Below are 22,372 nucleotides of genomic sequence, written 5' to 3'. Positions count from 1 at the left end.
CGATAGATGTCGCGCGAACACTTCTGGTTCTTCCATCCGTTCCGGGTGCGCTATTCCGAGATCGACGGCCAGGGCGTCGTCTTCAACGCGCATTATTTGACCTATTTCGACACCACCATCACCGAATATTTCCGCGCGCTCGGCTTCGACCAATATGCGGATGCAAAGGCGAGCGGCATCGATTTCCACGTCGTCAAATCGCTGATCGAGTACAAGGCGCCTGTTAGGTTCGACTGGGAGCTCGACGTCGGCGCGCGCGTGGCGCGGATCGGCAATTCGAGCCTCCTGTTCGAGCTCGCCATCTTCCGGAAGGGCGGCACTGAGGCTCTGGTAACCGGCGAGATCGTCTGGGTCTATACGGACCAGAACACCCATCGTCCGGTCACGATCCCGGCATCAATGCGGGCACTGATCGCGACGCGAGAACGCCATCTTTCGGCGTGAAGCCGCTCACACCGGCAGAAACCGCTTCAATGCCGGCATGAAGAAGATGCCGAGATTGATCGCAAAGCCGATGCTCCAGAGGATCGAGCGCAGCGTCGGGCGGTTGCCGAGATACGTCAGCACATAGGCAATCCGCACGATCAGGAACAGCGCCGCGAGCTCGTCGATCAGCCGCTGCGGCGCTTCCCTGTATTCGGCGAGCAGCACCGCGAACGCAAAGAACGGAAACGTCTCGATGCCGTTCTGGTGCGCGCCGAGCGCGCGTTGCGACAGGGCGTCCTCATAGAAGGCGGGGTCGCGCGGCCGGGAATTGTCGAAGCGGCGAAACCTGATCCATTTGACCGTGACGATCGTCGACAGATAGAGCAGCAGCGCCCCGAAGACGCACCATTCCGCGAGTGTCATCCTGCCTCCCCCCGCTTGGGTGCGACCCTAGCGAACCCCGGCTCATCTTGACAAGTTCGGACCAACGCGCGACCCAACCAGTCATGAACAGCGTCCTCCCCCTCGAGACCGCGAAACCGGCCACCCGATCCGCCCTACCGGGCGTCGGCGTGCTCCTGATCAATCTCGGAACGCCCGATACGGCCGATGCTCCGGGCGTGCGGGTCTACCTCAAGGAGTTCCTCAGCGACGCCCGCGTCATCGAGGACCAGGGCCTGATCTGGAAACTGGTGCTGAACGGGATCATTCTGCGCAGCCGTCCGCGCACCAAGGCGCTCGACTACCAGAAGATCTGGAACAATGAGCGGAACGAGTCGCCGCTGAAAACCATCACGCGCTCGCAAAGCGACAAGCTCGCGGCCGCATTGTCGGACCGCGACAACGTCGTCGTGGATTGGGCGATGCGCTACGGCAATCCGTCGATCAAGTCGGGCATCGACGCGCTGATCGCGAAGGGCTGCGAGCGTATCCTGGCCGTGCCGCTCTATCCGCAATATTCGGCCTCGACCTCGGCGACCGTCTGCGACGAAGTCTTCCGCGTGCTCGCGCAGCTGCGGAACCAGCCGACTCTGCGGGTGACGCCGCCCTACTATGACGACAAAGCCTATATCGAGGCGCTCGCCGCCTCGATCGAGGGCCATCTGGCGACGCTGTCCTTCAAGCCGGAGCTGATCGTGGCATCCTTCCACGGCATGCCGAAAGCCTATGTCGACAAGGGCGATCCCTATCAGCAGCACTGCATCGCGACGACCGAGGCGCTGCGCCGCCGGCTCGGCATGGACGAGACCAAGCTGCTGCTGACCTTCCAGTCGCGCTTCGGCAACGACGAGTGGCTGCAGCCCTATACCGACAAGACCATGGAGCGGCTTGCCAAAGAGGGCGTGCGCCGCATCGCGGTGGTGACGCCGGGCTTTTCCGCCGACTGCCTGGAGACGCTGGAGGAGATCGCGCAGGAGAACGCGGAGATCTTCAAGCACAATGGCGGCGAGCAGTTTTCCGCGATCCCCTGCCTCAACGACAGCGGACCGGGCATGGACGTGATCCGCACCCTGGTGCTGCGCGAGCTCCAGGGCTGGATCTGATGGGCGTCCCATGAACCGCCGCCGGTGCCTGGCGCTTCTGGGGATGCTCGCGGCGCTGCCGGCCCCGGCCCTGGCGCAGCAGCCGAACGCGACACGGCGGCTCGGCGTGCTCTCGGTCACGGCTGCTGATGATGCGATCGGCCAGACGCGCAGCATGGCCCTGGTCGAAGCGCTCGCCGGCCAAGGCTGGAAGGAGCGCGACAATCTCAAGATCGATTGGCGCAACGGCGGCGGCGAGCGCGCCCGCATCGCGCAGCTCGCCGACGAGCTGATCGCGCTCAAGCCCGACATCCTGCTTGCGGTCGGCACACCCTCGGTCGAAGAGCTGCGCCGGCGCACCACGACGATCCCGATCGTGTTCGCCGTCGTCACCGATCCCGTCGGCCAGGGCTTTGTCGAAAACCTCGCGCATCCCGGCGGCAACCTCACCGGCTTTACCGATTACGACGGTCCGCTCGCCGGCAAATGGCTGGAGATGCTGACGCAGGTCACGCCGAAGGTGTCCCGCGTTGCGGTCGTCTTCAATCCCGCCACCGCGCCGTTCGCGCCACTGATGTTGCGCGCCATCGAGGACGCCGCACGGACGCTGCGCCTGACGGTCGAGCCCGCGCCCGTCCATGACGCCGTCTCGATCGGGGCGCTGGCTTCCAGGCAAGACGGCGCCATCCTGGTCCTGCCGGACTTCTTCACCATGGCCAACCGCGCGCAACTGCTCTCGGCGATCGCACAGGCGCGTGTACCCGCGGTATTCTGGAGCCGGACGTTCGTCGATGAGGGTGGGCTGATGTCCTACAGCACCGACAGCGTCGAGCAGCTTCGCCGCGCCGCGGACTATATCGATCGGATCCTGAAGGGCGCACGGCCGGCCGACCTGCCGGTGCAGAATCCCACCAAGTTCGAGCTGGTGATCAACCTGAAGGCGGCGAGAGCGCTCGGCGTCACGCTTTCCCCGGGCCTGCTTGCAATTGCGAATGACGTGATCGAATGAACCCGTCCGTGACGGACGCCTCGCCCGAATTCGTTAATTTCCGCCGCTAGAGCATGATCCGGAAAAGCGTGAAGCGGTTTTCCGAAAAGATCATGCTCAAACAATAACCTAAAGCGCGATGACGATTCATCCTGATCGCATCGCGGTTCAGGCCTGCGCCCGCGCGCTTTCAAGAGCCTGTCGCAAATACATATCGCGACCGTTCTCTTGCTGTGCGTCTTGTGTGGAATTGCTCCGATACCGACGTGAATTGCGACCGCTGAACCGGTAGGATCGTGATCCCGACCAATGACAGCGCCGGAAAGGGCTTTTTCCTGACGTCTTGTCCCGGCTTGGAGGAGATATGAGCGGCTTCGACATTTTCGCGATTGTTCTGGTTTTGCTCGTCATCGTCACGCTGGTCGCCGGCGTGAAGACGGTGCCGCAGGGCTATGACTGGACCATCGAGCGGTTCGGCAAATACACCCAGACGCTGAGCCCCGGGCTCAATTTGATCGTGCCCTATTTCGATCGCGTCGGGCGCAAGATCAACATGATGGAGCAGGTGATCGACATTCCCGAGCAGGAGGTGATCACCAAGGACAACGCCACCGTGACGGTGGACGGCGTCGCCTTCTATCAGGTGTTCGATGCCGCCAAGGCGAGCTACGAGGTCGCCAACCTGAACCAGGGGATTACGGTGCTCACCATGACCAACATCCGCTCGGTGATGGGCTCGATGGACCTCGACCAGGTGCTGTCGCACCGCGACGAAATCAACGAGCGCCTGCTCCGCGTGGTCGATGCCGCGGTCTCGCCCTGGGGCGTCAAGGTCAACCGCATCGAGATCAAGGACATCGTGCCGCCCGCCGACCTGGTCGAAGCCATGGGGCGGCAGATGAAGGCCGAGCGGGTCAAGCGCGCCGACATTCTCGCGGCCGAAGGCCAACGCCAGTCCGAGATCCTGCGCGCCGAGGGCGCCAAGCAGGGCCAGATCCTCCAGGCGGAAGGCCGCCGCGAGGCCGCCTTCCGCGATGCCGAGGCGCGCGAGCGGTCGGCGGAAGCCGAGGCCAAGGCCACGCAAATGGTCAGCGAGGCCATCGCCAAGGGCGATGTCGCTGCGCTAAACTATTTTATCGCCGACAAGTATATCAAGGCATTCGGGCAACTGGCCGACTCGCCGAACCAGAAGGTCATCATGCTTCCGGTCGAAGCGATGAGCATGCTGGGCTCGCTCGCCGGCATCGGCGAAATTGCGAAGGCCACGTTCGGGGAGAGCGCGGTGGCCGCGGCCCGCCGCGGCGGCTCGGTACCGTCGTCGGGCCCGACACCGCCGTTCGTGCCGCAGCAGTAACGGGACTATTCACAGAGGTCTTGTCATGACCGACATGTTCGTATCGCTCGGCAACTGGAACTGGCTGATCCTCGGCTTCATCCTGATGGCCCTGGAGGTGCTGGCGCCCGGCATCTTCCTGTTCTGGCTTGGGCTCGCTGCGCTGTTGGTCGGCCTGATCTCGTTCGCGGCTGCAATCTCCTGGCAGATCCAGCTCGTGATGTTCGCGATCTTTGCCGCCGCTGCCGTGCCGGTCTGGCGCCGCCTGGCCAAGCCGAAGCCGGACGCCAGCGCCAGTCCATTCCTCAACAAGCGTACCGAAGCCCTGCTCGGCCGTGAGTTCACGCTGGAGAAGCCGATCATCGACGGCACCGGCACCGTGCGCATCGGCGACACGGTATGGCGCGTGGCTGGGCCCGATACGCCGGCCGGCACGCGGGTGAAGGTGGTACAGGTCGACGGCGCGAACCTGACGGTCGCCGCGGCGTGAGGACTTTTCCCCTCTCCCCTTGCGGGAGAGGGTGGATCGCCGCAAAGCGGCGAGACGGGTGAGGGGTGTCTCTCCGCGATAGCTAAGCTGAGTTCGTGGAGAGAGACCCCTCATCCGGCGCTTCGCGCCACCTTCTCCCACAAGGGGAGAAGGAACACCAGCGCGTGGCAACGAGTGATGCTCACCTTCTCCATCGCTCCGCAAACCTGTGCAGTGGCATGAAGGTCTCGCACAATTCCCGGCCCAGCGGTGTCAGTCCGTAACCTCCGCCGTCGCCCAGCTCCACGAAGCCCGCCTCGCGCAGCTCGGTCAGCCGGGCCTGCAGCACCGTGGGCGAGGCCTCGTCGCAGGCGCTGCGCAGGGCGCGCGAGGTGAGGGGCTCTCCGCGCAACTCCCACAAGATCCGCAAGGCCCAGCGCCGGCCGAGCAGGTCGAGCAAAGCCATGATCGGCCGTCCGGTGCGCGAGCCGCGGACGCGGCGTTCTGCTGTTGTCGCCCGTTTCGCCATGGTCACCTCTTGCGTCATGCTACGGATAATGTAGCGTAGTGCTACGGTAAATGTAGCAACGGAAATCGCTCATGTCCCAGGCCTCACCGCGCATCGCCCCGCTCTCGCCGCCTTATCCCCTGGACATCCAGGCGCAGTTCGACCGCATCATGCGCGGTGCGCCGCCGCTGGTGCTGTTCCGGGTGATGGCGGGCCATGACCGGGCCTGGGACAAGTTTCGCGCGGGCGGGCTGCTTGATCCGGGGCCGCTCTCGCTGCGCCAGCGTGAGATCGTCATCGACCGCACCTGCGCGCTGAACGGATGCGAATACGAATGGGGCGTGCATGTCGCGATCTTCGCCGGGCCGGCGAAGCTCACCGCGGAGGAGGTGCGTGCGACGGTGCTGGGTGATACGAATTCGGCCCTTTGGTCGCCGGCCGAGCAGGCGCTGATCGCAGCCGTCGACGCGCTGCATCATCGCGCGACACTCGCGGACGAGGAGTTCGCCGCGCTGTCGACGCATTACGACGAGGCGCAGATCCTGGAGATCATGCTGCTGTGCGGCTTCTATCGCACGGTGTCGTATCTGGCGAACGGGCTGCGCTTGCCGCTGGAGGAGAACGCGGCGCGGTTTCCGGCGTAGGTCTCTCCACCGTCATTGCGAGGAGCGTCTCATCCTCACCGTCATTCCGGGGCGCGCGAAGCGCGAGCCCGGAATCCATCGGGCAGCGACCTCGGGGTGAAATGGATTCCGGGTTCGCGCCAAGTGGCGCGCCCCGGAATGACGGGTGAAGCGGGCTGCGCGCCCTACGCCACGCCCGCGCGCAGCAGATCGTGCAGATGCACGATCCCGACCACCTTGCCCGCTTCCGTCACCAGCAGCGAGGTGATCTTGCGGGTGTTCAGCACCTCGATCATCTCGGTCGCGAGCATCGAAGGCGGCACGGTCTTGGGCTGCTTCGTCATGATCTCGTCGACGGTCACCGTCAGCAGATCGGGCCGCATGTGGCGGCGCAGATCGCCGTCGGTGATGATGCCGACGGCCTCGCCCGCATCGTTGACGATGCAGACGCAGCCGAGCCCCTTCGCCGACATCTCGACCACGGCTTCCGACATCTCGGTGCCGAGCGGCTTGAGCGGAATCTCAGTGCCCGTGCGCATGTAGTCGCGGACGAATTTCAGCATCGCGCCCAGCTTGCCGCCGGGGTGGAAATGCGCGAACTCCAGCGCGGTGAAGCCGCGTCCCTCCAGCAGCGCGATCGCGAGCGCGTCGCCGATCGCGGCCTGCATCAGCGTGGAGGTGGTCGGCGCCAGATTGTGCGGGCAGGCCTCGCGCGCCTTGGGCAGCTCGATCACGAGGTCGGCGGCCTGGCCGAGCGAGGACGACGCGCTCGAGGTCACCGCGATCATCGGGATCGCAAAGCGCGCCGAATAGTTCACGAGGTTCTTCATCTCCGGCTGCTCGCCGGACCAGGACAGCGCCAGGATGACGTCGTCGGGCGTGATCATGCCGAGGTCGCCATGACCGGCTTCGGCGGCGTGCACGAAGAAGGAAGGCGTGCCGGTCGAGGCCAGCGTCGCGGCGATCTTGCGGCCCATATGGCCTGATTTGCCGAGCCCGGTGACGATGACGCGGCCCTTGGCGTTGCGGATCAGCTCGACCGCCTTGGCGAACGGCTCGCCCAGCGGGCCGCGCAGCGCGGCGGCGAGCGCGTTGATGCCGCCGCTCTCCGTCTCCAGGGTGCGGAGCGCGGATTCGACGCTATCGGGAATGGAGCCGGATGATTGGGTCATCAGCGGTTTCGAGCTCGGCATGGTCGGGTCCAGGGAGGAGGGGCGTTCGCCCAACGGCGCCTGCTTAGCACGCCCCGATCAGCGAGGCGACGCGCGGCCGGATGCCCTCAACCGGTCATTAACCATAATTGTTTTAACTCCATTAACGATGGTTCTCGCCAGCCGGCGGGGATGATCGAGAAAGTGTTGATTTCGTTGGGGTAATTCCATCGTGGGGTCGTCTCCAGGCAGGAGCCGGAGCAAGGTCGCGCATTTCCTGCGCGCCGCTTTGCCGTGCCTCATGCTGACAGCCCTCGAAAGCGGCCCGGCGGCGGCCCAGGGCCTCACGCCCGACCTGTTCAATCCCAACCGCGGCGCCTTTGCTTCGCCTGAGACGCTGCCAACCCGCCGCACCGCCGGCGTGCCGCAGGCGCCCTCCGACGCCTTGCCGAAACTGCCTGATCCTAACGCCGACCCGCGCCAGCGCCAGCAGGCGCCGGCGAGCTCGCGTGTCGGTCAGGTCCCGACCTACGGCCTGCCGGCCGCCACCGGCGCGAGCGGCTCCGGCTACGATTCGCTCAACCGCAAGCGCCAGCAGCCCAAGCTCTATCCGGGCCAGCCGAAGCCGAAGCGCGCCGCCGGTCCCGGCTCACCGCCGCCGCCCGCAACGCCGGCCACGACGCTGGGCCCGCCGCGCATCGCGCCACCGCCCTCCGAGACCGCGCACAAGGTCCCGGTGCCGGCGGCGATGGCGGGCAACGTGCCCGGCCAGCCGCTGCGCCGCCGCCTCAGGGCCGATGACGATCCGTTCGGCGCGGTCGGCGATTACGCCGGCAGCTTCCTGATCAAGGGCGGGCTCGAACTCTCCGCCGGCTACGACAGCAATCCGACGCGCCTCAACAGGCCCGTCGGCTCGCCGGCCTATGTCATCGCGCCCGATCTGCTCGTGGTGTCGGATTGGGAGCGCCACGCGCTGGTCGCCGATCTGCGCGGCTCGTTCTCGGGCTACACCAAGGACATGCCGGCGACGATCAACGGCTTGGCCTCGCCGTCGCCGGTCGAGGCCAATCGTCCCGATTTCAACGGCCATGTCGATGGCCGCCTCGACGTCACCCGCGATTTCAAGCTGACCTCGCAGCTGCGCCTGCGGCTCGCCACCGACAATCCCGGGAGCCCCAACGTGCAGGCCGGCCTGCAGAGATATCCGGTCTACGCCGCCTATGGCACGACGCTCGGCTTCGACCAGACCTTCAACCGCTTCCAGGTCGCGGCCGGCGCCACCATCGATCGCACCGCCTACACCGATTCCAAGCTCACCGACGGCTCGACCTTCAGCAACGACGACCGCAACTTCAACCAATATGGCGGCGTCGGCCGCTTCTCCTACGACCTCAAGCCCGGCCTAAAACCCTTCGTCGAGATCCAGGGCGATACCCGCGTCCACGACCAGGCTTCCGACCGCAACGGCTATTTCCGCGATTCCAACGGCGGCTATGCCAAGGTCGGCTCGTCCTTCGAGTTCTCGCGCATCCTCACCGGCGAGATCTCGGTCGGCTATTCCGCGCGCAGCTACACCGATCCGCGCCTCAGCCAGCTCGCAGGGTTTCTGACCACGGGCTCGCTGATCTGGAGCGCCAGCGGCCTCACCACGGTGAAGTTCTTCACCGACACGCAGATATCGGAGACCACGGTCCCCGGCTCATCCGGCGTCCTGGTGCGCACTTACTCCGCCCAAGTCGACCACGACTTCCGCCGCTGGCTCACCGCGGTCGGCAAGTTCACCTACGGCACGCTCGACTACCAGGGCCAGAACCGCAACGACAAGACCTACTCGTTCGAAAGCAATTTGATCTACAAGCTCAACCGCAACATCTGGGTCAAGGGCACGCTGCGCCACGACATCCTGAATTCGAGCCAGCCGGGCTCGAGCTCGCAGGGCACGGTGGTGCTGCTCGGGGTGAGGCTGCAGAATTGAGGCGCTTGTTAGCGCGTCGCACGAGACGAAGCCGAAAGGCGCGGCTCTCTCCAATTGTCATTCCGGGGCGCGCCACTTAGCGCGAGCCCGGAATCCATCGGGCGTCTGGGTTGGTGATGAATGGATTCTCAGGTGCGCAATTGCGCACCATAGCTCGCGCTTCGCGCGCCCCGGAATGACATCTCAGCGCGGCAAATCCGTCTTCCCCATAAGGAACGTATCGATCGACCGCGCGCACAGCCGGCCCTCGCGGATCGCCCACACCACCAGCGATTGCCCACGCCGCATGTCGCCGGCGGTGAACACGTTGGGGCGCGAGGTCTGGTAGTCCAGCGTGTTGGCCTTGACGTTGCCGCGGGGGTCGAGCTCGACCGCGAGCAGCTTCAAGAGGCCCTCGTGCACGGGATGGACGAAGCCCATCGCGAGCAGGACGAGCTCGGCATCGAGCTCGAACTCGGTGCCGGCGATCGGCTTGAACTTGTCGTCGACGCGGACGCAGTGCAGCTTCTTGACCTGGCCGTTCTCGCCCGAGAACTTCTGGGTCAGCACGGCGTATTCACGGACGGCGCCTTCGGCCTGGCTCGACGAGGTCCGCATCTTCAGCGGCCAGTTCGGCCAGGTCAGGCCCTTGTTCTCGCGCTCGGGCGGCGCGGGCATGATCTCGAGCTGCGTCACCGAGAGCGCGCCCTGGCGCAGCGAGGTGCCGATGCAGTCGCTTCCCGTGTCGCCGCCGCCGATGACGACGACGTGCTTGCCGCCGGCCAAAATCTCCTGGACGCCGCCGAGCGGCTCCTCGGAGACGCGGCGGTTCTGCTGCGGCAGGAAGTCCATGGCGTAGTGGATGCCGGCGAGCTCGCGGCCGGGGATCGGCAGGTCGCGCGGGGCTTCCGCACCGCCGGTCAGCGCCACGGCGTCGTACTCGTTGAGCATCTCGCGCGGATCGACGTTGCCCTCAGCGCCGACATGGCTGTTGTAGTGGAAGGTGACGCCTTCAGCTTCCATCTGCGCCACGCGGCGGTCAATGACGCCTTTCTCCATCTTGAAGTCGGGGATGCCGTAGCGCAGCAGGCCGCCGGCCTTGGCGTACTTCTCGTAGAGGTGGACGTCGTGGCCGGCGCGCGCCAGCTGCTGCGCACAGGCCATGCCGGCCGGACCCGAGCCGATCACCGCGACTTTCTTGCCGGTCTTCACAGTCGCGACTTCCGGCTGGAGCCAGCCATTGTCCCAGGCGCGATCGACGATCGCGCATTCGATGGTCTTGATGGTGACGGGGTTGTCGTCGATGTTGAGCGTGCAGGACGCCTCGCACGGCGCCGGGCAAATGCGCCCCGTGAACTCCGGGAAATTGTTGGTCGAATGCAGGTTGCGCGAGGCTTCTTCCCAATTGCCCTGGTAGACGAGGTCGTTCCAGTCGGGAATCTGGTTGTTGACCGGACAGCCCGGCGTGCCCGGCGCGACCGAGCCGGTGCCGTGGCAATAGGGAATGCCGCAATTCATGCAGCGCGCGGCCTGGTCGCGCACCTCCTTCTCGGAGAGCGGAACGACGAATTCCTTGTAATGCTTCACGCGCTCGGCGACCGGGGTGTACTTGCGGTCGTGCCGTTCGATTTCCAGAAAACCCGTGATCTTGCCCATTAAACCCGAAGTCCCTGCCGCTTAAATTCGTCTTGTTGTTTCCTCACCGTCATTGCGAGGAGCGAAGCGACGAAGCAATCCAGTCTTTTTTCCGCGGAGAGATTCTGGATTGCTCCGCTTCGCTCGCAATGACGAGGTGTAATGCCTTACGCCCCGATCGCGATTTTCGGCTCGGCGTCCGCGTTGGCCGCCATCTCGCGCAGCGCGCGCCGGTACTCGACCGGCATCACCTTGCGGAATTTGGGCAGCCAGTCCTTCCAATTGGCAAGGATGTCGGCGGCGCGCTTGGAGCCGGTGGCTTTGGCGTGGCGCGAGATCAGGACGTGCAGCCGCTCGACGTCGGAGGCGAGCAGGTTCCTGAACACGTCGACCCGGCCATGCGCCTCGAGGTCGCCGGCATGGTGATAGGTGCCGGCGTTGATCAGCTCCTCCGACAGCACCGGCTCGAGCTCGACCATGCTGAGGTTGCACAGCTTGTCGAAGTCACCGGCCTCGTCGAGCACGTAGGCGATGCCGCCGGACATGCCGGCCGCGAAGTTGCGCCCGGTCTTGCCGAGCACGACCACGATGCCGCCGGTCATGTATTCGCAGCAATGATCGCCCGCGCCCTCGACCACGGCGACCGCGCCCGAGTTACGCACGGCAAAACGCTCGCCGGCGATGCCGCGGAAGTAGCACTCGCCCTCGATCGCGCCGTACATCACGGTGTTGCCGACGATGATGCTCTCTTCCGGCACGATGGCCGAGTTCCTCGGCGGCTTGACGATGATCTTGCCGCCCGAGAGGCCCTTGCCGACATAGTCGTTGCCTTCACCTTCGAGCTCGAAGGTGACGCCGTGGGCGAGCCAGGCGCCGAAGGCCTGACCTGCGGTGCCCGTGAGGCTGACATGGATCGTGTCGTGCGGCAGGCCGGCATGGCCGTAGATCTTGGCGACCGCGCCGGACAGCATCGCGCCTGCGGAGCGGTTGGTGCTGTTGATGGCGGCCTCGATCTTCACCGGCGCGCCGCGGTCGAGCGCTGTTTGCGCCTTCTCGATCAGCGTACGGTCGAGCACCGCCTCCAGATGATGGTTCTGGCGCTCGGAGTGATAGATCTTCTGGCCCTTCTCTTCCTTCTGCTTGACGAAGAGCTTGGAGAAGTCGAGCCCCTTGGCCTTCCAATGCGCGACCAGCTTGGTCTGGTCGAGCAGCTGCACCTGGCCGACCATCTCGTTGAAGGTGCGGAAGCCGAGCGAAGCCATGATCTCGCGGACTTCCTCCGCGACGAAGAAGAAGTAGTTGATCACGTGCTCGGGCTGGCCGGTGAAGCGCTTGCGCAGGACGGGGTCCTGGGTCGCGACGCCGACCGGGCAGGTGTTGAGGTGGCACTTGCGCATCATGATACAGCCGGCCGCAATCAAGGGAGCGGTGGCGAAGCCGAACTCGTCGGCGCCCAGCAGCGCGCCGATCACGACGTCACGGCCGGTGCGGAAGCCGCCGTCGACCTGGACCACGATGCGGCTGCGCAGCCGCTCGCGCACCAGGGTCTGGTGGGTTTCGGCGAGCCCGATTTCCCACGGCGATCCCGCATGCTTGATCGAGGTCAGCGGCGAAGCACCCGTGCCGCCCTCGAAGCCCGCGATGGTGACATGGTCGGCGCGCGCCTTGGCAACGCCCGCGGCCACAGTGCCGACGCCGATCTCCGAGACGAGCTTGACCGAGACGTCGCCCGTCGGGTTGACGTTCTTGAGGTCGTAGATGAGCTGCGCCAGGTCCTCGATCGAGTAGATGTCGTGGTGCGGCGGCGGCGAGATCAGGCCGACGCCCGGCGTCGAGTGCCGGACTCTTGCGATGGTCGCGTCGACCTTGTGGCCGGGCAGCTGGCCACCTTCGCCGGGCTTGGCACCCTGCGCCATCTTGATCTGCATCATGTCGGAGTTGACGAGATACTCCGTCGTGACGCCGAAGCGGCCCGAGGCGACCTGCTTGATCGCCGAACGCATGGAATCGCCGTTCGGCATCGGCTTGAAGCGGTCGGCTTCCTCGCCGCCTTCGCCGGTGTTCGACTTGCCGCCGATCCGGTTCATGGCGATCGCGAGCGTGGTGTGCGCCTCGCGCGAGATCGAGCCGAAGCTCATCGCACCGGTGGCGAAACGCTTGACGATCTCCTTGGCCGGCTCGACCTGGTCGAGCGGGATCGGCTTGCGCTTTTCCTCCTCCGCGTTCTTGATCCGGAACAGGCCGCGTAGCGTCAGCAGGCGCTCCGACTGCTCGTTGAGGATCTTGGCGAAGGCGCGGTAGCGCTCCTGCGAATTGCCGCGCGCGGCGTGCTGCAGCAGCGACACAGACTCCGCGGTCCACGCATGGTCCTCGCCGCGGCTGCGATAGGCATATTCGCCGCCGACATCGAGCGCGGTCTTGTAGACCTGCGCCTCGCCGAACGCGTCGGCATGGCGGCGCACGGCTTCTTCCGCGATCTCCCCAAGGCCGACGCCCTCGACGCGGGTGTGCGTGCCGGCGAAGAACTTGGCGACGAAGTCGGCCTTGAGGCCGACCGCGTCGAAGATCTGCGCGCCGCAATAGGACTGGTAGGTCGAGATGCCCATTTTGGACATCACCTTGAGCAGGCCCTTGCCGATCGACTTGATGTAGCGTTTGACGATCTCATAGTCGTCGAGCGAGCCGGGCAGGCGGTCCTTCATCGCGGTGATGGTCTCGAACGCGAGGTACGGATTGATCGCTTCGGCGCCGTAGCCGGCAAGGCAGGCGAAGTGATGCACTTCGCGCGGCTCGCCGGATTCGACGACGAGGCCGACCGAGGTGCGCAGGCCGGTGCGGATCAGGTGATGATGCACGGCGGCGCAGGCGAGCAGCGATGGGATCGGCACGCGGTCGGTGCCGACCATGCGGTCGGACAGGATGATGATGTTGACGCCCTCGCGCACTGCGCTTTCGGCGCGTGCGCAGAGCTCGTCCAGCACCTGGTCCATGCCCGCCGCGCCGAGACCGGCGTGGAAGGTGGTGTCCAGCGTGCGCGACTTGAAGTGCGACTCCGCCACCTCCGAGATCGAGCGGATCTTTTCCAGGTCCGCGTCGGTCAGGATCGGCTGGCGCACTTCGAGGCGCTTGGTCGTGGCCATGCCCTGCAGGTCGAACAGGTTCGGCCGCGGCCCGATGATCGAGACCAGGCTCATCACCAGCTCCTCGCGGATCGGGTCGATCGGCGGGTTGGTGACCTGCGCGAAGTTCTGCTTGAAGTAGGTGAACAGCGGCTTGGCCTTGTCCGACAGCGCCGAGATCGGCGTGTCGTTGCCCATCGAGCCTGCGGCTTCTTCGCCCGTGGCCGCCATCGGCGTCATCAGGATGGTGATGTCTTCCTGGCTGTAGCCGAACGCCTGCTGGCGGTCGAGCAGCGACAGGTTTGAGCGCACGCCTGTCGTCGGCACCTTCGGCAGGTCTTCGAGCACGATCTGGGTCCGCTCGAGCCACTCCTTGTAGGGATGGCTGGCGGCGAGCGAAGCCTTGATCTCGTCGTCCGGGATCAGGCGGCCTTGCTCGAGGTCGACCAGCAGCATCTTGCCCGGCTGCAGCCGCCACTTGGTGATGATCTGGTCCTCGGGGATCGTCAGCACACCCATCTCGGACGCCATGACGATGCGGTCGTCCTTGGTGACGAGATAGCGCGCGGGCCGGAGGCCGTTGCGGTCGAGCGTGGCGCCGATCTGGCGGCCGTCGGTGAAGGCGATCGCGGCGGGGCCGTCCCACGGCTCCATCAGCGCGGCATGATATTCGTAGAAGGCGCGGCGCTTCTCATCCATCAAGGGATTGCCGGCCCACGCCTCCGGGATCATCATCATGACGGCGTGCGGCAGCGAGTAGCCGCCCTGCACCAGGAATTCGAGCGCGTTGTCGAAGCAGGCGGTGTCCGACTGTCCCTCATAGGAGATCGGCCAGAGCCGGTTGATGTCCTTGCCGTAGAGCTCGGAGCTGACCGAAGCCTGGCGTGCCGCCATCCAGTTGACGTTGCCGCGCAGCGTGTTGATCTCGCCGTTATGCGCGATCATGCGGTAGGGATGCGCCAGCGACCAGGCCGGGAAGGTGTTGGTCGAGAAGCGCTGGTGCACGAGCGCGAGCGCGCTCTCGAAGTCAGCCTCGTGCAGATCGGGATAGTACTTGCCGAGCTGGTCGGCGAGGAACATGCCCTTGTAGATCACGGTGCGGCAGGACATCGAGCACGGGTAATAGCCGGCAAGGCCGCGGTCGCGGCGCTGGTAGATCGCCTGCGAGATCGACTTGCGCAGGATGTAGAGCCGGCGCTCGAACTCGTCCTCGGTCTTGGCGGTGCCGTTGCGGCCGATGAACACTTGCATGCAGGCGGGCTCGGTCGGCTTCACGGTGACGCCGAGCGAGGAATTGTCGGTCGGCACGTCGCGCCAGCCGAGCAGGGTCAGACCCTCTTCCTTGATCTGGTCGGCGACGATGCTCTTGATCACGTTGCGCCAGGCGGTGTCGCGCGGCATGAACAACGCGCCGATGGCGTATTCGCCGGGCGCCGGCAGCTTGAAGCCGAGCTCTGAGGCCTTGCGGCTGAAGAAGGCGTGCGGGATCTGCACCAGAATGCCGGCGCCGTCACCGGCGCGCGGGTCGGCGCCGACGGCGCCGCGATGCTCGAGGTTGCAGAGGATGCTCAGCGCGTCCGAGACGATTTCGTGCGACTTCTTGCCCTTGATGTTGGCGATGAAGCCGACGCCGCAAGAGTCCTTCTCCAGGCCCGGATCGTAGAGGCCTTCGGCTTTGGGGCGCGAATTGTGCTCTTGAATCGGTGAGGTGATCGGATCGGTCGTTTTCGAGGCGACCGTCGCCGACAGCTCTTCTGCCACGATGTTTGCGCGCTCGAATTGCGACCCGTTCATTGTTCCTGTCCTCTCCATGCGGCAAGCTGCCTCACCGCCATCTTCGGCGCACCTTGGGCGTCCCGCGGCACCCGCTCCTGGGCCACCGCTCGTCCTCTGCGAGCCGCATTTTCTTAAATTCAGGCCTAGGCGTTCTTCGTCCCCGAGAACGGCTTTGCCTGGTACCTTGCCGGCGCTCGAGAGCACCAGTTCTCGCTGCAATCCCTATGCCGGAACCGCAGGCAAAATTGAGACAGTCTTCCTGTCCTAACCATCACCTTGCCAAATTTTTGTCTAGCACACAAGCGCGCGGAAGTCCCGATTCCGCAGAAGTCAATCGATCGCTTTCCAAAAGTTGCGCAGCCCCGGTTTTGAGGCAAACACGCCCTGATCCGGCCCCGGCGGCGCCGAAATCCCAAATGAAGCTTCGGATCAACCCTTCGGAAGGCGCGCCACGCCGCGAGAAGCGAAAGAGGGCGGCCACCGGAGGGCCTGACAGGAGCGTCTGGATCATGAAGTTTTTCACAGGATGTGTGGCCGCCGCCGTGCTGGCGCTGGGTGCCAGTGCGGGGCAGGCCCAGGTTCCCGCGAGCGGTATCGCCAGGGCCGTCATCGCGGTCTCGGATTTCGACGGGCCCTATGCGCCGCCGGAAGCCGCCCCGCCGCCGCGCTACGGTTATGGCTACGAGGAGCGCGGCCCTGCGCTGGCCTTGTTGCCGCCGACCGAGGTTTACGCCGTGCTGCGCGAAAACGGCTTCTCGCCGCTCGGCATTCCGCGCCTGCGCGGCGGCGTCTACACCATCGCGGTGATCGACAGAAACGGCGACGATGGCCGGCTGGTGATCGACGCCCGCGACGGGCGGATCATCCGCTTCATGCCCGCCCCTGACGCCTATGGCATGGCGCCCGCCTATGACGAGCGCGCGGTCGCGCCCTACGGGCCGCAAACCGCACTGCCGCCGACCGTGGTCCGCGGCGGCCCGCCGCGCCCGCCGGCGTCGATCCCGCATGTGGCAAGCCGCGCCGTGCCGCTGCCGAAGGCCGCCCCGCGGCGCGCTGAGACGCCGGTCGCCGCGAAGCCGGCCGCGCCCACCGCGCAGCAGGCTCAGGCAGTGCAGGCCCAGCCGGCGCAGCAGGCCGCCGTGGTGCAAGCCAAGCCGGCCGAGGCCGCCCCGCAAGCAATCGCACCAACCGTCGGTCAGGCCCGGCCGGCTCCGACCATCCTGCCGACGCAGGACATGCCGGCTGCGCAGGGGCTGGACTAAGCGTCAGCGAACGGAAAGCGCCCGAGAATCTCTCGGGCGCTTTTGCGTGAACTGACCGCGTGTCAGCTCCGCGGATACCCCGCCGCATCCAGGATCAGATTCGCCACCTCCTTCGGATGCGACACCAGCGAGAGGTGGCCGGCATCGAGCTCGATCGTGGTGGCGTTCATGCGCTTGGCGAGGAAGCGCTCGAAATCGGGGTTGATGGTGTAGTCGTTCTTCGACACCGCGTACCAGCTCGGCTTGGAGCGCCAGGCCGCCTCCGTGGTGCGGCCGGCGAAGATCGAGGCCGCCGTCGGCCATTGCACGGCGTAGAGCTCCTTGGCCTGCGCCGGCTTCACGCCGTTGGCGAAGTACTTCAGGAAGGCCTCTTCCGAGAGCTTGGTGTAGCCGTCGCGCTCGACGATGCCGGCGCGCGCCGGCCCGGCCGGAAACTGCTTCGACAGCGCCACGAAATCCTCGTTCGCATCGGGCGCGCGTGCGGCGACGTAGACGAGGCCGGTGACCTTCGGGTCGGTGCCGACCTGGCTGATCACGGTGCCGCCCCAGGAATGCGCGACCAGCACCGTCGGCCCGTCCTGCTCGGCCAGCGCCCGCTTGGTCGCCTCGACGGAGTCGCTGAGCGAGGACAGCGGATTCTGCACGGCGGTCACATGCAGGCCTGCAGCCTGCAGGATCGGGATCACCTCCGACCAGCTCGAGCCGTCGGCCCAGGCGCCGTGCACCAGCACGACGTTCTTCGCCTTGACCGTCTGCGGTGTCTGGGCATGAGCGAGGTTGAGGGGAGCGGCCAAAAGGCTCGCGGCGACGAAAAGGCTGCGCCAGAGTGACATGATCTTCTCCGTGTTTTTGGTTCGATGCCCAAAGGACGGAGAGCGAGGCGACGGTGTTACGCCATCACTGCTCTGTGATGCATTGCAACGAAAAAACGCCCCGGGGCACCGGGGCGTTTTCGCAACCTGGAAGTCGCTGGGTTGGTCGCCTGGCTCAGGCGGCCTGCGCGGCGGAGTTCTCGATCACCTGCGCCTTGGCGCCGGCGTTGATCGCGATCTGGCGCGGCTTCTTGGCCTCGGGAATCTCGCGGACGAGGTCGACATGAAGCAGCCCGTTCTCGAGCGAGGCGTCCTTCACCTGCACGAAGTCGGCAAGCTGGAAGGCGCGCTCGAAGGCACGCGCGGCGATGCCGCGGTAGAGCACTTCGGATTTCGAGTTCTCGTTCGCGACTTTCTCGCCCTTGATCGTCAGCGTGTTTTCCTTGGCGACGATGGAGAGCTCATCCTTGGCAAAGCCCGAGACCGCAACGGTGATGCGGTAGGCGTTCTCGCCGGTGCGCTCGATGTTGTAGGGGGGATAACCGGGGCTGCCGTCGGAGCTGGCCTGGTCGAGCAGGTTGAAGAGACGGTCGAAGCCGACGGTGGAACGATAGAACGGAGTGAGATCGTAGCTACGCATGGTCAAGTCCTCCATTGAGCGACTGTTGGTAACCCGCCCGCCAATCGGGCCGGGCTTTAGTCTGTGTGCAGCCTGATGTTCCAGTTCCGAAACACTGGTAGCGGCCTGCACGAAGGTGATATGGGTGGAACGAGACGGCGTTCAAGAGGGCGGGACAGGCGCCTTTTCGGCGCTTTGGCCCCTTGATTTGCAGCACTTCCCGCCCAAGCACGCCCAATGACGCTGGTCTCGATTCCCGCCAATCCGGTCCCCGAAAACGTCGTCAGCGGCACCATCAAGACCCCTGATGGCGTCGAGCTGCGCTTTGCGCGCTGGGCGCCGCCGGCGAACCGCAAGGGCACGGTCTGCGTCTTCACCGGGCGCAGCGAGCAGATCGAGAAATATTTCGAGACCGTGCGCGACCTGCGCGACCGCGGCTTTGCGGTGGCGATGATCGACTGGCGCGGGCAGGGCCATTCGTCGCGCCGCCTGCGCGATCCGCGCAAGGGCTATGTGCGCGACTTCGCCGATTTCGAGATCGACGTCGAGACCTTCGTGCAGCAGGTGGTGCTGCCGGATTGCCCGCCACCCTTCTTCGCGCTCGCCCATTCCATGGGCGGCACGGTGCTGCTGCGGGTGGCGCATGCCGGCAAGCGCTGGTTCGACCGCATGGTGCTGTCTGCGCCGATGATCGACCTGCCCGGGCGCACCACCTCGCTCCCCGTGCGTGCGCTGCTCAAGACGATGCGCCTGCTCGGGCAGGGCGGCCGCTACGTCCCCGGCGGCAGCGACCGCCTCACCGGGCTCGAACCCTTCATCAACAATCCCTTGACCAGCGATCCCGTCCGCTATGCGCGCAACGCCGCGATCCTGGAGGAAGACCCGACGCTTGGCCTAGCCTCGCCGACGGTCGCCTGGGCCGATACCGCCTTCCGCGCGATGCACACCTTCAAGCGCGTGAACTACCCCTCCCAGATCCGCCAGCCGATCCTGATGCTGGCGGCCTCCAACGATACCGTGGTCTCGACCGCGGCGATCGAGGAATTCGCCTATCATTTGCGCGCCGGCTCCCATCTCGTGATCGCCGGTGCCAAGCACGAGATCCTCCAGGAGCAGGACCGCTACCGCACCCAGTTCTGGGCCGCCTTCGACGCCTTCGTGCCTGGCACGCCGCTGTTCAAGTGAGAAGAGATCGGGAGCCTCCACGAGGACGGTGAGAATCGGAGTCGAGGAGCGTCCTCATTCTCCGTCATTGCGAGGAGCTCTTGCGACGAAGCAATCCAGGCTATCTCCGCGGCGACAGCCTGGATTGCTTCGCTGCGCTCGCAATGACGAAGCAAGATTCTTTACAGCGTCTTCAGATACTCGATCAGGTCGTAGCGCTCGGCGTCGTCCTTGAACATGCGGCCGATGACGCCGGGGCGCTTCGACTCACCGTCCTTGCGCTCGAAGGAATGGCCGAGCACGCTGTTGCCCTGGATCGGCTTGCCGTCGGAGCCGGTCGCGGAGAACTCCGTTTCACCGGTCTTGCAGCGCTCGTTGGCGGTGACTGCGAAACCGACGCTGTCGGGGTCGTAGTCGCGGCGGCCCATGCAGAATCTTTGCGGACGCTCGTTCTGCGGCTTCAGCAACCAGTACAGCGAAGGCACCGAGCCGTTGTGCAGGTAAGGCGCAGTGGCCCAGATGCCGTTCAAGGGCCGGGCGCGATAGCGCGGGTCAGGCGCCGGATTGAGACAGTTCTTGCGCGCCATATTCCACATTTGCGCCCGTTCGGCCTCCGGGATCTTCTCGTCGTCCATCCATTTGCGGGCGACGAGATCGACCACCGTCATGAGCCCGAGTGCATAGACCATCTCGTTGGGCGATTTGCTCGCGGTCGGGATCTCGCACTGCCACCACGTCTGCAGGTCAGCCGTGTTGACTTTCAGAAAGCCGGGCACGTCGACGGTCCGCTTGCTGAGAACGAGGGACTGCTCGGGATCGGTCTTGATCTCGTCGAGCGGGATCGTCACCGCATTCAGCACCTTGCTGTCGCCGCTCGGCTCCCAGCGCTTCGACGACCAGAAGGCCGGGGTGTTGATGTCAGGCAGATGGCATCCGGAGCACATCTCCGCGTAGATGGCGCGGCCGCGTTCGACCCGATCGGGCTTCAGCTTCCAGGCATCGCCGAGGATGTGCGAGGGCCATTTCGGTGCGAGCAGGCCGCCGAACTTCGGACCATCAGCCGCCTTGAATGGATCGGGGCCTCTCAGCATGTCCTCGATCCAGCCGAGCGTCCTGATGTTCACCGAGGAGCGCCACAGCCTGTCCTGCGGATAGGCATCGGACAAATTGAGCAGCGCCGTCACGCCGAGGGCTTCGCCGGCGTTGCGGATCAGCGGCTGCTCGATCGAGGCGTCGTACTGGGCGAATTTGAACCAGGGCACCGTCCAGATCGCGGGATAGCTGACCGGCGCGTCCTGGGCGTGCAGGTTCTTCTCGAATCCCTTGACCCCGCTCATTGCGAGGTCCTGCGAAAACACCTGGTTGCCGATGCGGTTGAGGGCATCGAGCCGGCCGAACCCTTCCTCGGTGTCCTGCTGCTGCTTGCCGTCCCAGGTCGTCTTGCGTTCGATCGTCTTCTCGTAAGTCTTGGCCCAGTCGATCAGGAAGCTGCCGATCGTGCTCAGCTTCTGCTTGAGCGCGGCGCGGTCCGCCTTGCTGGCGTCGGGGCCGAGCACGCGATCGGCGAAACGCTGGAAGCGGAACGGGACGTACAGCGTGTAGGCGATCGACAGGCCGGTCGCGAGCTCGAGCTTCTTCAGGTCGGTCATCGCCGGGCCGCCGTCGAAACGGACGTCGATGCCCTGGTAATGGATCTGGCCGGTATGACAGGCGGCGCAGGTCAGTCCGATCATGTCGTCCTCGCGGCGGCTCGTCGCGGGATCGACCACGCCGGTCATGCGCGCGAAGCCGACCGGCAGGCCGTCAACGTTCTCCGCCGGCGTCCAGCGCGTCGACCAGTCCGACGCTTGCGTGGTCTCGTAGACATTGGCGTAGCCGAAGCGGCGCAGCGTCGCCGTGTCGGTCTGGATCGTCTGCGGGCTCGGGATGAAGCCGAAGCGTTCGAGATAGGCGCTGTCCTTGATCAGGCCCGGTTTGGAGAACAGGTGGAGCTGCGGCTGCTCCAGCGCCACGAACCACTCATAGGGCACCGGGAACGTCGCGGTGCCCTGGCTGGCGTGGTGGAACCAATGTCGGTCCTTGAGCGACCAGTTTTGCTCGAGCCAATAGGCAGCCTTGGTTTCGGGCATCGCCGGCAGGGGCGGCGGCAGGAGATTCACCAGCACGCCCTTCTGCGGCAGCATGGCACGAACCTGGTTGGGGAATTCGGCCACCGCGACCAGGGCGACGAGGCCGAGGCCGATGACGAACGCCGTGAGCGCGACCGCCCAGCGAAAGCGGAGCTGGCAGGACGACAGCAGCGGCTGCGATACGATCCGCTGATTGATGCGGTCGGGGAATTGGCGCTGTTCGAACAGCGTGCGCACGTCGGCCACGCTGAGATAGCGCTCTTCGCCCTGCTTGCCCTTGCCGATGATCTTCAAAAGGATGGGCCATTCGAACTTCATCAGCAGCGGGTAGTACCAGCGAGCGGCGCTGCCGGCGCGCTCGAGGTTGTCACGCATGAAGGTCTTGATTTCCGCGGCGTTGAGGCCGGGCTCGCTGCTGCCGGTGTTCGGGTCGGTGTAGTTCCGGCCGAAGCTCGCGAGCCGCGCGATCTCGTCCTCGTCGATCTTGCCGTCGACGCCGAGGATGCGCGAGCCGGCGCCGCGCTTGTCCAGCGGGCCGCCGCGCAGCGCGTCGAGCTGCGCGCCCGAAAAGATGCTCTTCAGAATGTGCTTGACGCCGTTGGCGATCATCGCGACGCCGCGGACCTGGATGCGGGCCGAGACCTTCTTCAGCCCCGTCTCACCGGTCGCATTGGCGATGGTCTGCGACAGCGTGTTGAGCGGGACGGTGCCGCCCTCGACGAAGCCTTCGCCGACGAGGCCGCGCAGGAACGGGCAGGGATTGTTCGGCGAGACTGGAATCGAGGGATCGAAGGGCGGCTTCGAAGCGGGGTGATGCATGGCCCAAATCCTGAAAGCAGCGAATCTTGAAAAAGCAGGCGCGTTGTTAGAGCGCGGAAAGT

17 protein-coding genes are annotated in these 22,372 nt (G+C 65.6%); 9 read left to right on the top strand and 8 right to left on the bottom strand.

Annotated features, from left to right (window positions below):
* Window positions 1-6: 6 nt before the first annotated feature.
* A complete protein-coding gene (locus I6F28_RS04620) occupies window positions 7-444 on the top strand; it encodes an acyl-CoA thioesterase (RefSeq protein WP_035997736.1) in 438 nt (145 codons plus the stop codon).
* A 6-nt stretch (window positions 445-450) separates the two neighbouring features.
* Here I6F28_RS04620 and I6F28_RS04615 read toward each other — a convergent pair whose 3' ends face one another.
* Window positions 451-849 carry an MAPEG family protein gene (locus tag I6F28_RS04615; protein WP_035997738.1) on the bottom strand — a complete coding sequence of 133 codons (399 nt, stop codon included), beginning with the start codon at window positions 847-849 and terminating at the stop codon, window positions 451-453.
* Between the two features lie 83 nt (window positions 850-932).
* Here I6F28_RS04615 and hemH point away from each other — a divergent pair, with 83 nt between their 5' ends.
* From hemH to I6F28_RS04595, 4 genes are all read left to right on the top strand, one after another.
* Window positions 933-1,970: a ferrochelatase gene (hemH, locus tag I6F28_RS04610; protein WP_225139356.1), complete on the top strand. Its 1,038-nt coding sequence runs from the start codon at window positions 933-935 to the stop codon at window positions 1,968-1,970.
* A gap of 10 nt (window positions 1,971-1,980) precedes the next feature.
* Complete coding sequence (locus tag I6F28_RS04605) at window positions 1,981-2,958, top strand: ABC transporter substrate-binding protein (protein ID WP_225139355.1); 978 nt, start codon at window positions 1,981-1,983, stop codon at window positions 2,956-2,958.
* A gap of 343 nt (window positions 2,959-3,301) precedes the next feature.
* Complete coding sequence (locus tag I6F28_RS04600; RefSeq protein WP_057028214.1) at window positions 3,302-4,291, top strand: SPFH domain-containing protein; 990 nt, start codon at window positions 3,302-3,304, stop codon at window positions 4,289-4,291.
* Window positions 4,292-4,316: 25 nt separating this feature from the next.
* Window positions 4,317-4,760, top strand: a complete 444-nt coding sequence (locus I6F28_RS04595) for an NfeD family protein (RefSeq protein WP_036021378.1) — start codon at window positions 4,317-4,319, stop codon at window positions 4,758-4,760.
* A 181-nt stretch (window positions 4,761-4,941) separates the two neighbouring features.
* On the opposite strand, the gene I6F28_RS04590 is transcribed toward I6F28_RS04595, so the two are convergent.
* Window positions 4,942-5,268, bottom strand: coding sequence for a winged helix-turn-helix transcriptional regulator (locus I6F28_RS04590; protein WP_035997791.1), 327 nt, complete (start codon window positions 5,266-5,268; stop codon window positions 4,942-4,944).
* A gap of 71 nt (window positions 5,269-5,339) precedes the next feature.
* On the opposite strand from I6F28_RS04590, the gene I6F28_RS04585 reads away from it, so the two are divergent.
* On the top strand, window positions 5,340-5,891 hold the full coding sequence (locus I6F28_RS04585; RefSeq protein ID WP_225139354.1) for a carboxymuconolactone decarboxylase family protein: 552 nt from the start codon (window positions 5,340-5,342) through the stop codon (window positions 5,889-5,891).
* Window positions 5,892-6,055: 164 nt separating this feature from the next.
* Here the strand turns inward: I6F28_RS04585 and I6F28_RS04580 are convergent, their stop codons facing one another.
* On the bottom strand, window positions 6,056-7,063 hold the full coding sequence (locus I6F28_RS04580; RefSeq protein ID WP_225139353.1) for a KpsF/GutQ family sugar-phosphate isomerase: 1,008 nt from the start codon (window positions 7,061-7,063) through the stop codon (window positions 6,056-6,058).
* Between the two features lie 190 nt (window positions 7,064-7,253).
* Here I6F28_RS04580 and I6F28_RS04575 point away from each other — a divergent pair, with 190 nt between their 5' ends.
* Window positions 7,254-8,996 (top strand): outer membrane beta-barrel protein, encoded by a 1,743-nt coding sequence (locus I6F28_RS04575; RefSeq protein ID WP_225139352.1) that lies wholly within the window; start codon window positions 7,254-7,256, stop codon window positions 8,994-8,996.
* A gap of 183 nt (window positions 8,997-9,179) precedes the next feature.
* On the opposite strand, the gene gltD is transcribed toward I6F28_RS04575, so the two are convergent.
* Complete coding sequence (gene gltD / locus I6F28_RS04570) at window positions 9,180-10,631, bottom strand: glutamate synthase subunit beta (RefSeq protein ID WP_225139351.1); 1,452 nt, start codon at window positions 10,629-10,631, stop codon at window positions 9,180-9,182.
* Window positions 10,632-10,777: 146 nt separating this feature from the next.
* Window positions 10,778-15,523, bottom strand: a complete 4,746-nt coding sequence (gene gltB / locus I6F28_RS04565; RefSeq protein ID WP_225139350.1) for a glutamate synthase large subunit — start codon at window positions 15,521-15,523, stop codon at window positions 10,778-10,780.
* A 491-nt stretch (window positions 15,524-16,014) separates the two neighbouring features.
* Between gltB and I6F28_RS04560 the strand changes: the two genes are divergently transcribed.
* Window positions 16,015-16,767, top strand: a complete 753-nt coding sequence (locus I6F28_RS04560; protein WP_225139349.1) for a hypothetical protein — start codon at window positions 16,015-16,017, stop codon at window positions 16,765-16,767.
* Window positions 16,768-16,829: 62 nt separating this feature from the next.
* Here I6F28_RS04560 and I6F28_RS04555 read toward each other — a convergent pair whose 3' ends face one another.
* Complete coding sequence (locus I6F28_RS04555; protein ID WP_036021395.1) at window positions 16,830-17,600, bottom strand: alpha/beta fold hydrolase; 771 nt, start codon at window positions 17,598-17,600, stop codon at window positions 16,830-16,832.
* A gap of 154 nt (window positions 17,601-17,754) precedes the next feature.
* Entirely contained in the window at window positions 17,755-18,219 is a 465-nt protein-coding gene (locus I6F28_RS04550; protein WP_035997846.1) for an Hsp20 family protein, read from the bottom strand.
* Window positions 18,220-18,435: 216 nt separating this feature from the next.
* On the opposite strand from I6F28_RS04550, the gene I6F28_RS04545 reads away from it, so the two are divergent.
* Window positions 18,436-19,383 carry an alpha/beta fold hydrolase gene (locus tag I6F28_RS04545; RefSeq protein ID WP_057028207.1) on the top strand — a complete coding sequence of 316 codons (948 nt, stop codon included), beginning with the start codon at window positions 18,436-18,438 and terminating at the stop codon, window positions 19,381-19,383.
* Between the two features lie 161 nt (window positions 19,384-19,544).
* Here the strand turns inward: I6F28_RS04545 and I6F28_RS04540 are convergent, their stop codons facing one another.
* Window positions 19,545-22,310 (bottom strand): di-heme-cytochrome C peroxidase, encoded by a 2,766-nt coding sequence (locus tag I6F28_RS04540; protein WP_225139348.1) that lies wholly within the window; start codon window positions 22,308-22,310, stop codon window positions 19,545-19,547.
* Between the last annotated feature and the right edge of the window lie 62 nt (window positions 22,311-22,372).

It is taken from the genome of Bradyrhizobium sp. NBAIM14, assembly GCF_020193895.1.
In the GTDB taxonomy this organism is placed as follows: Bacteria; Pseudomonadota; Alphaproteobacteria; order Rhizobiales; family Xanthobacteraceae; genus Bradyrhizobium; species Bradyrhizobium yuanmingense.
Note: the sequence above shows the minus strand (reverse complement) of the source record. Positions and strands in the feature narration are given on the sequence as shown.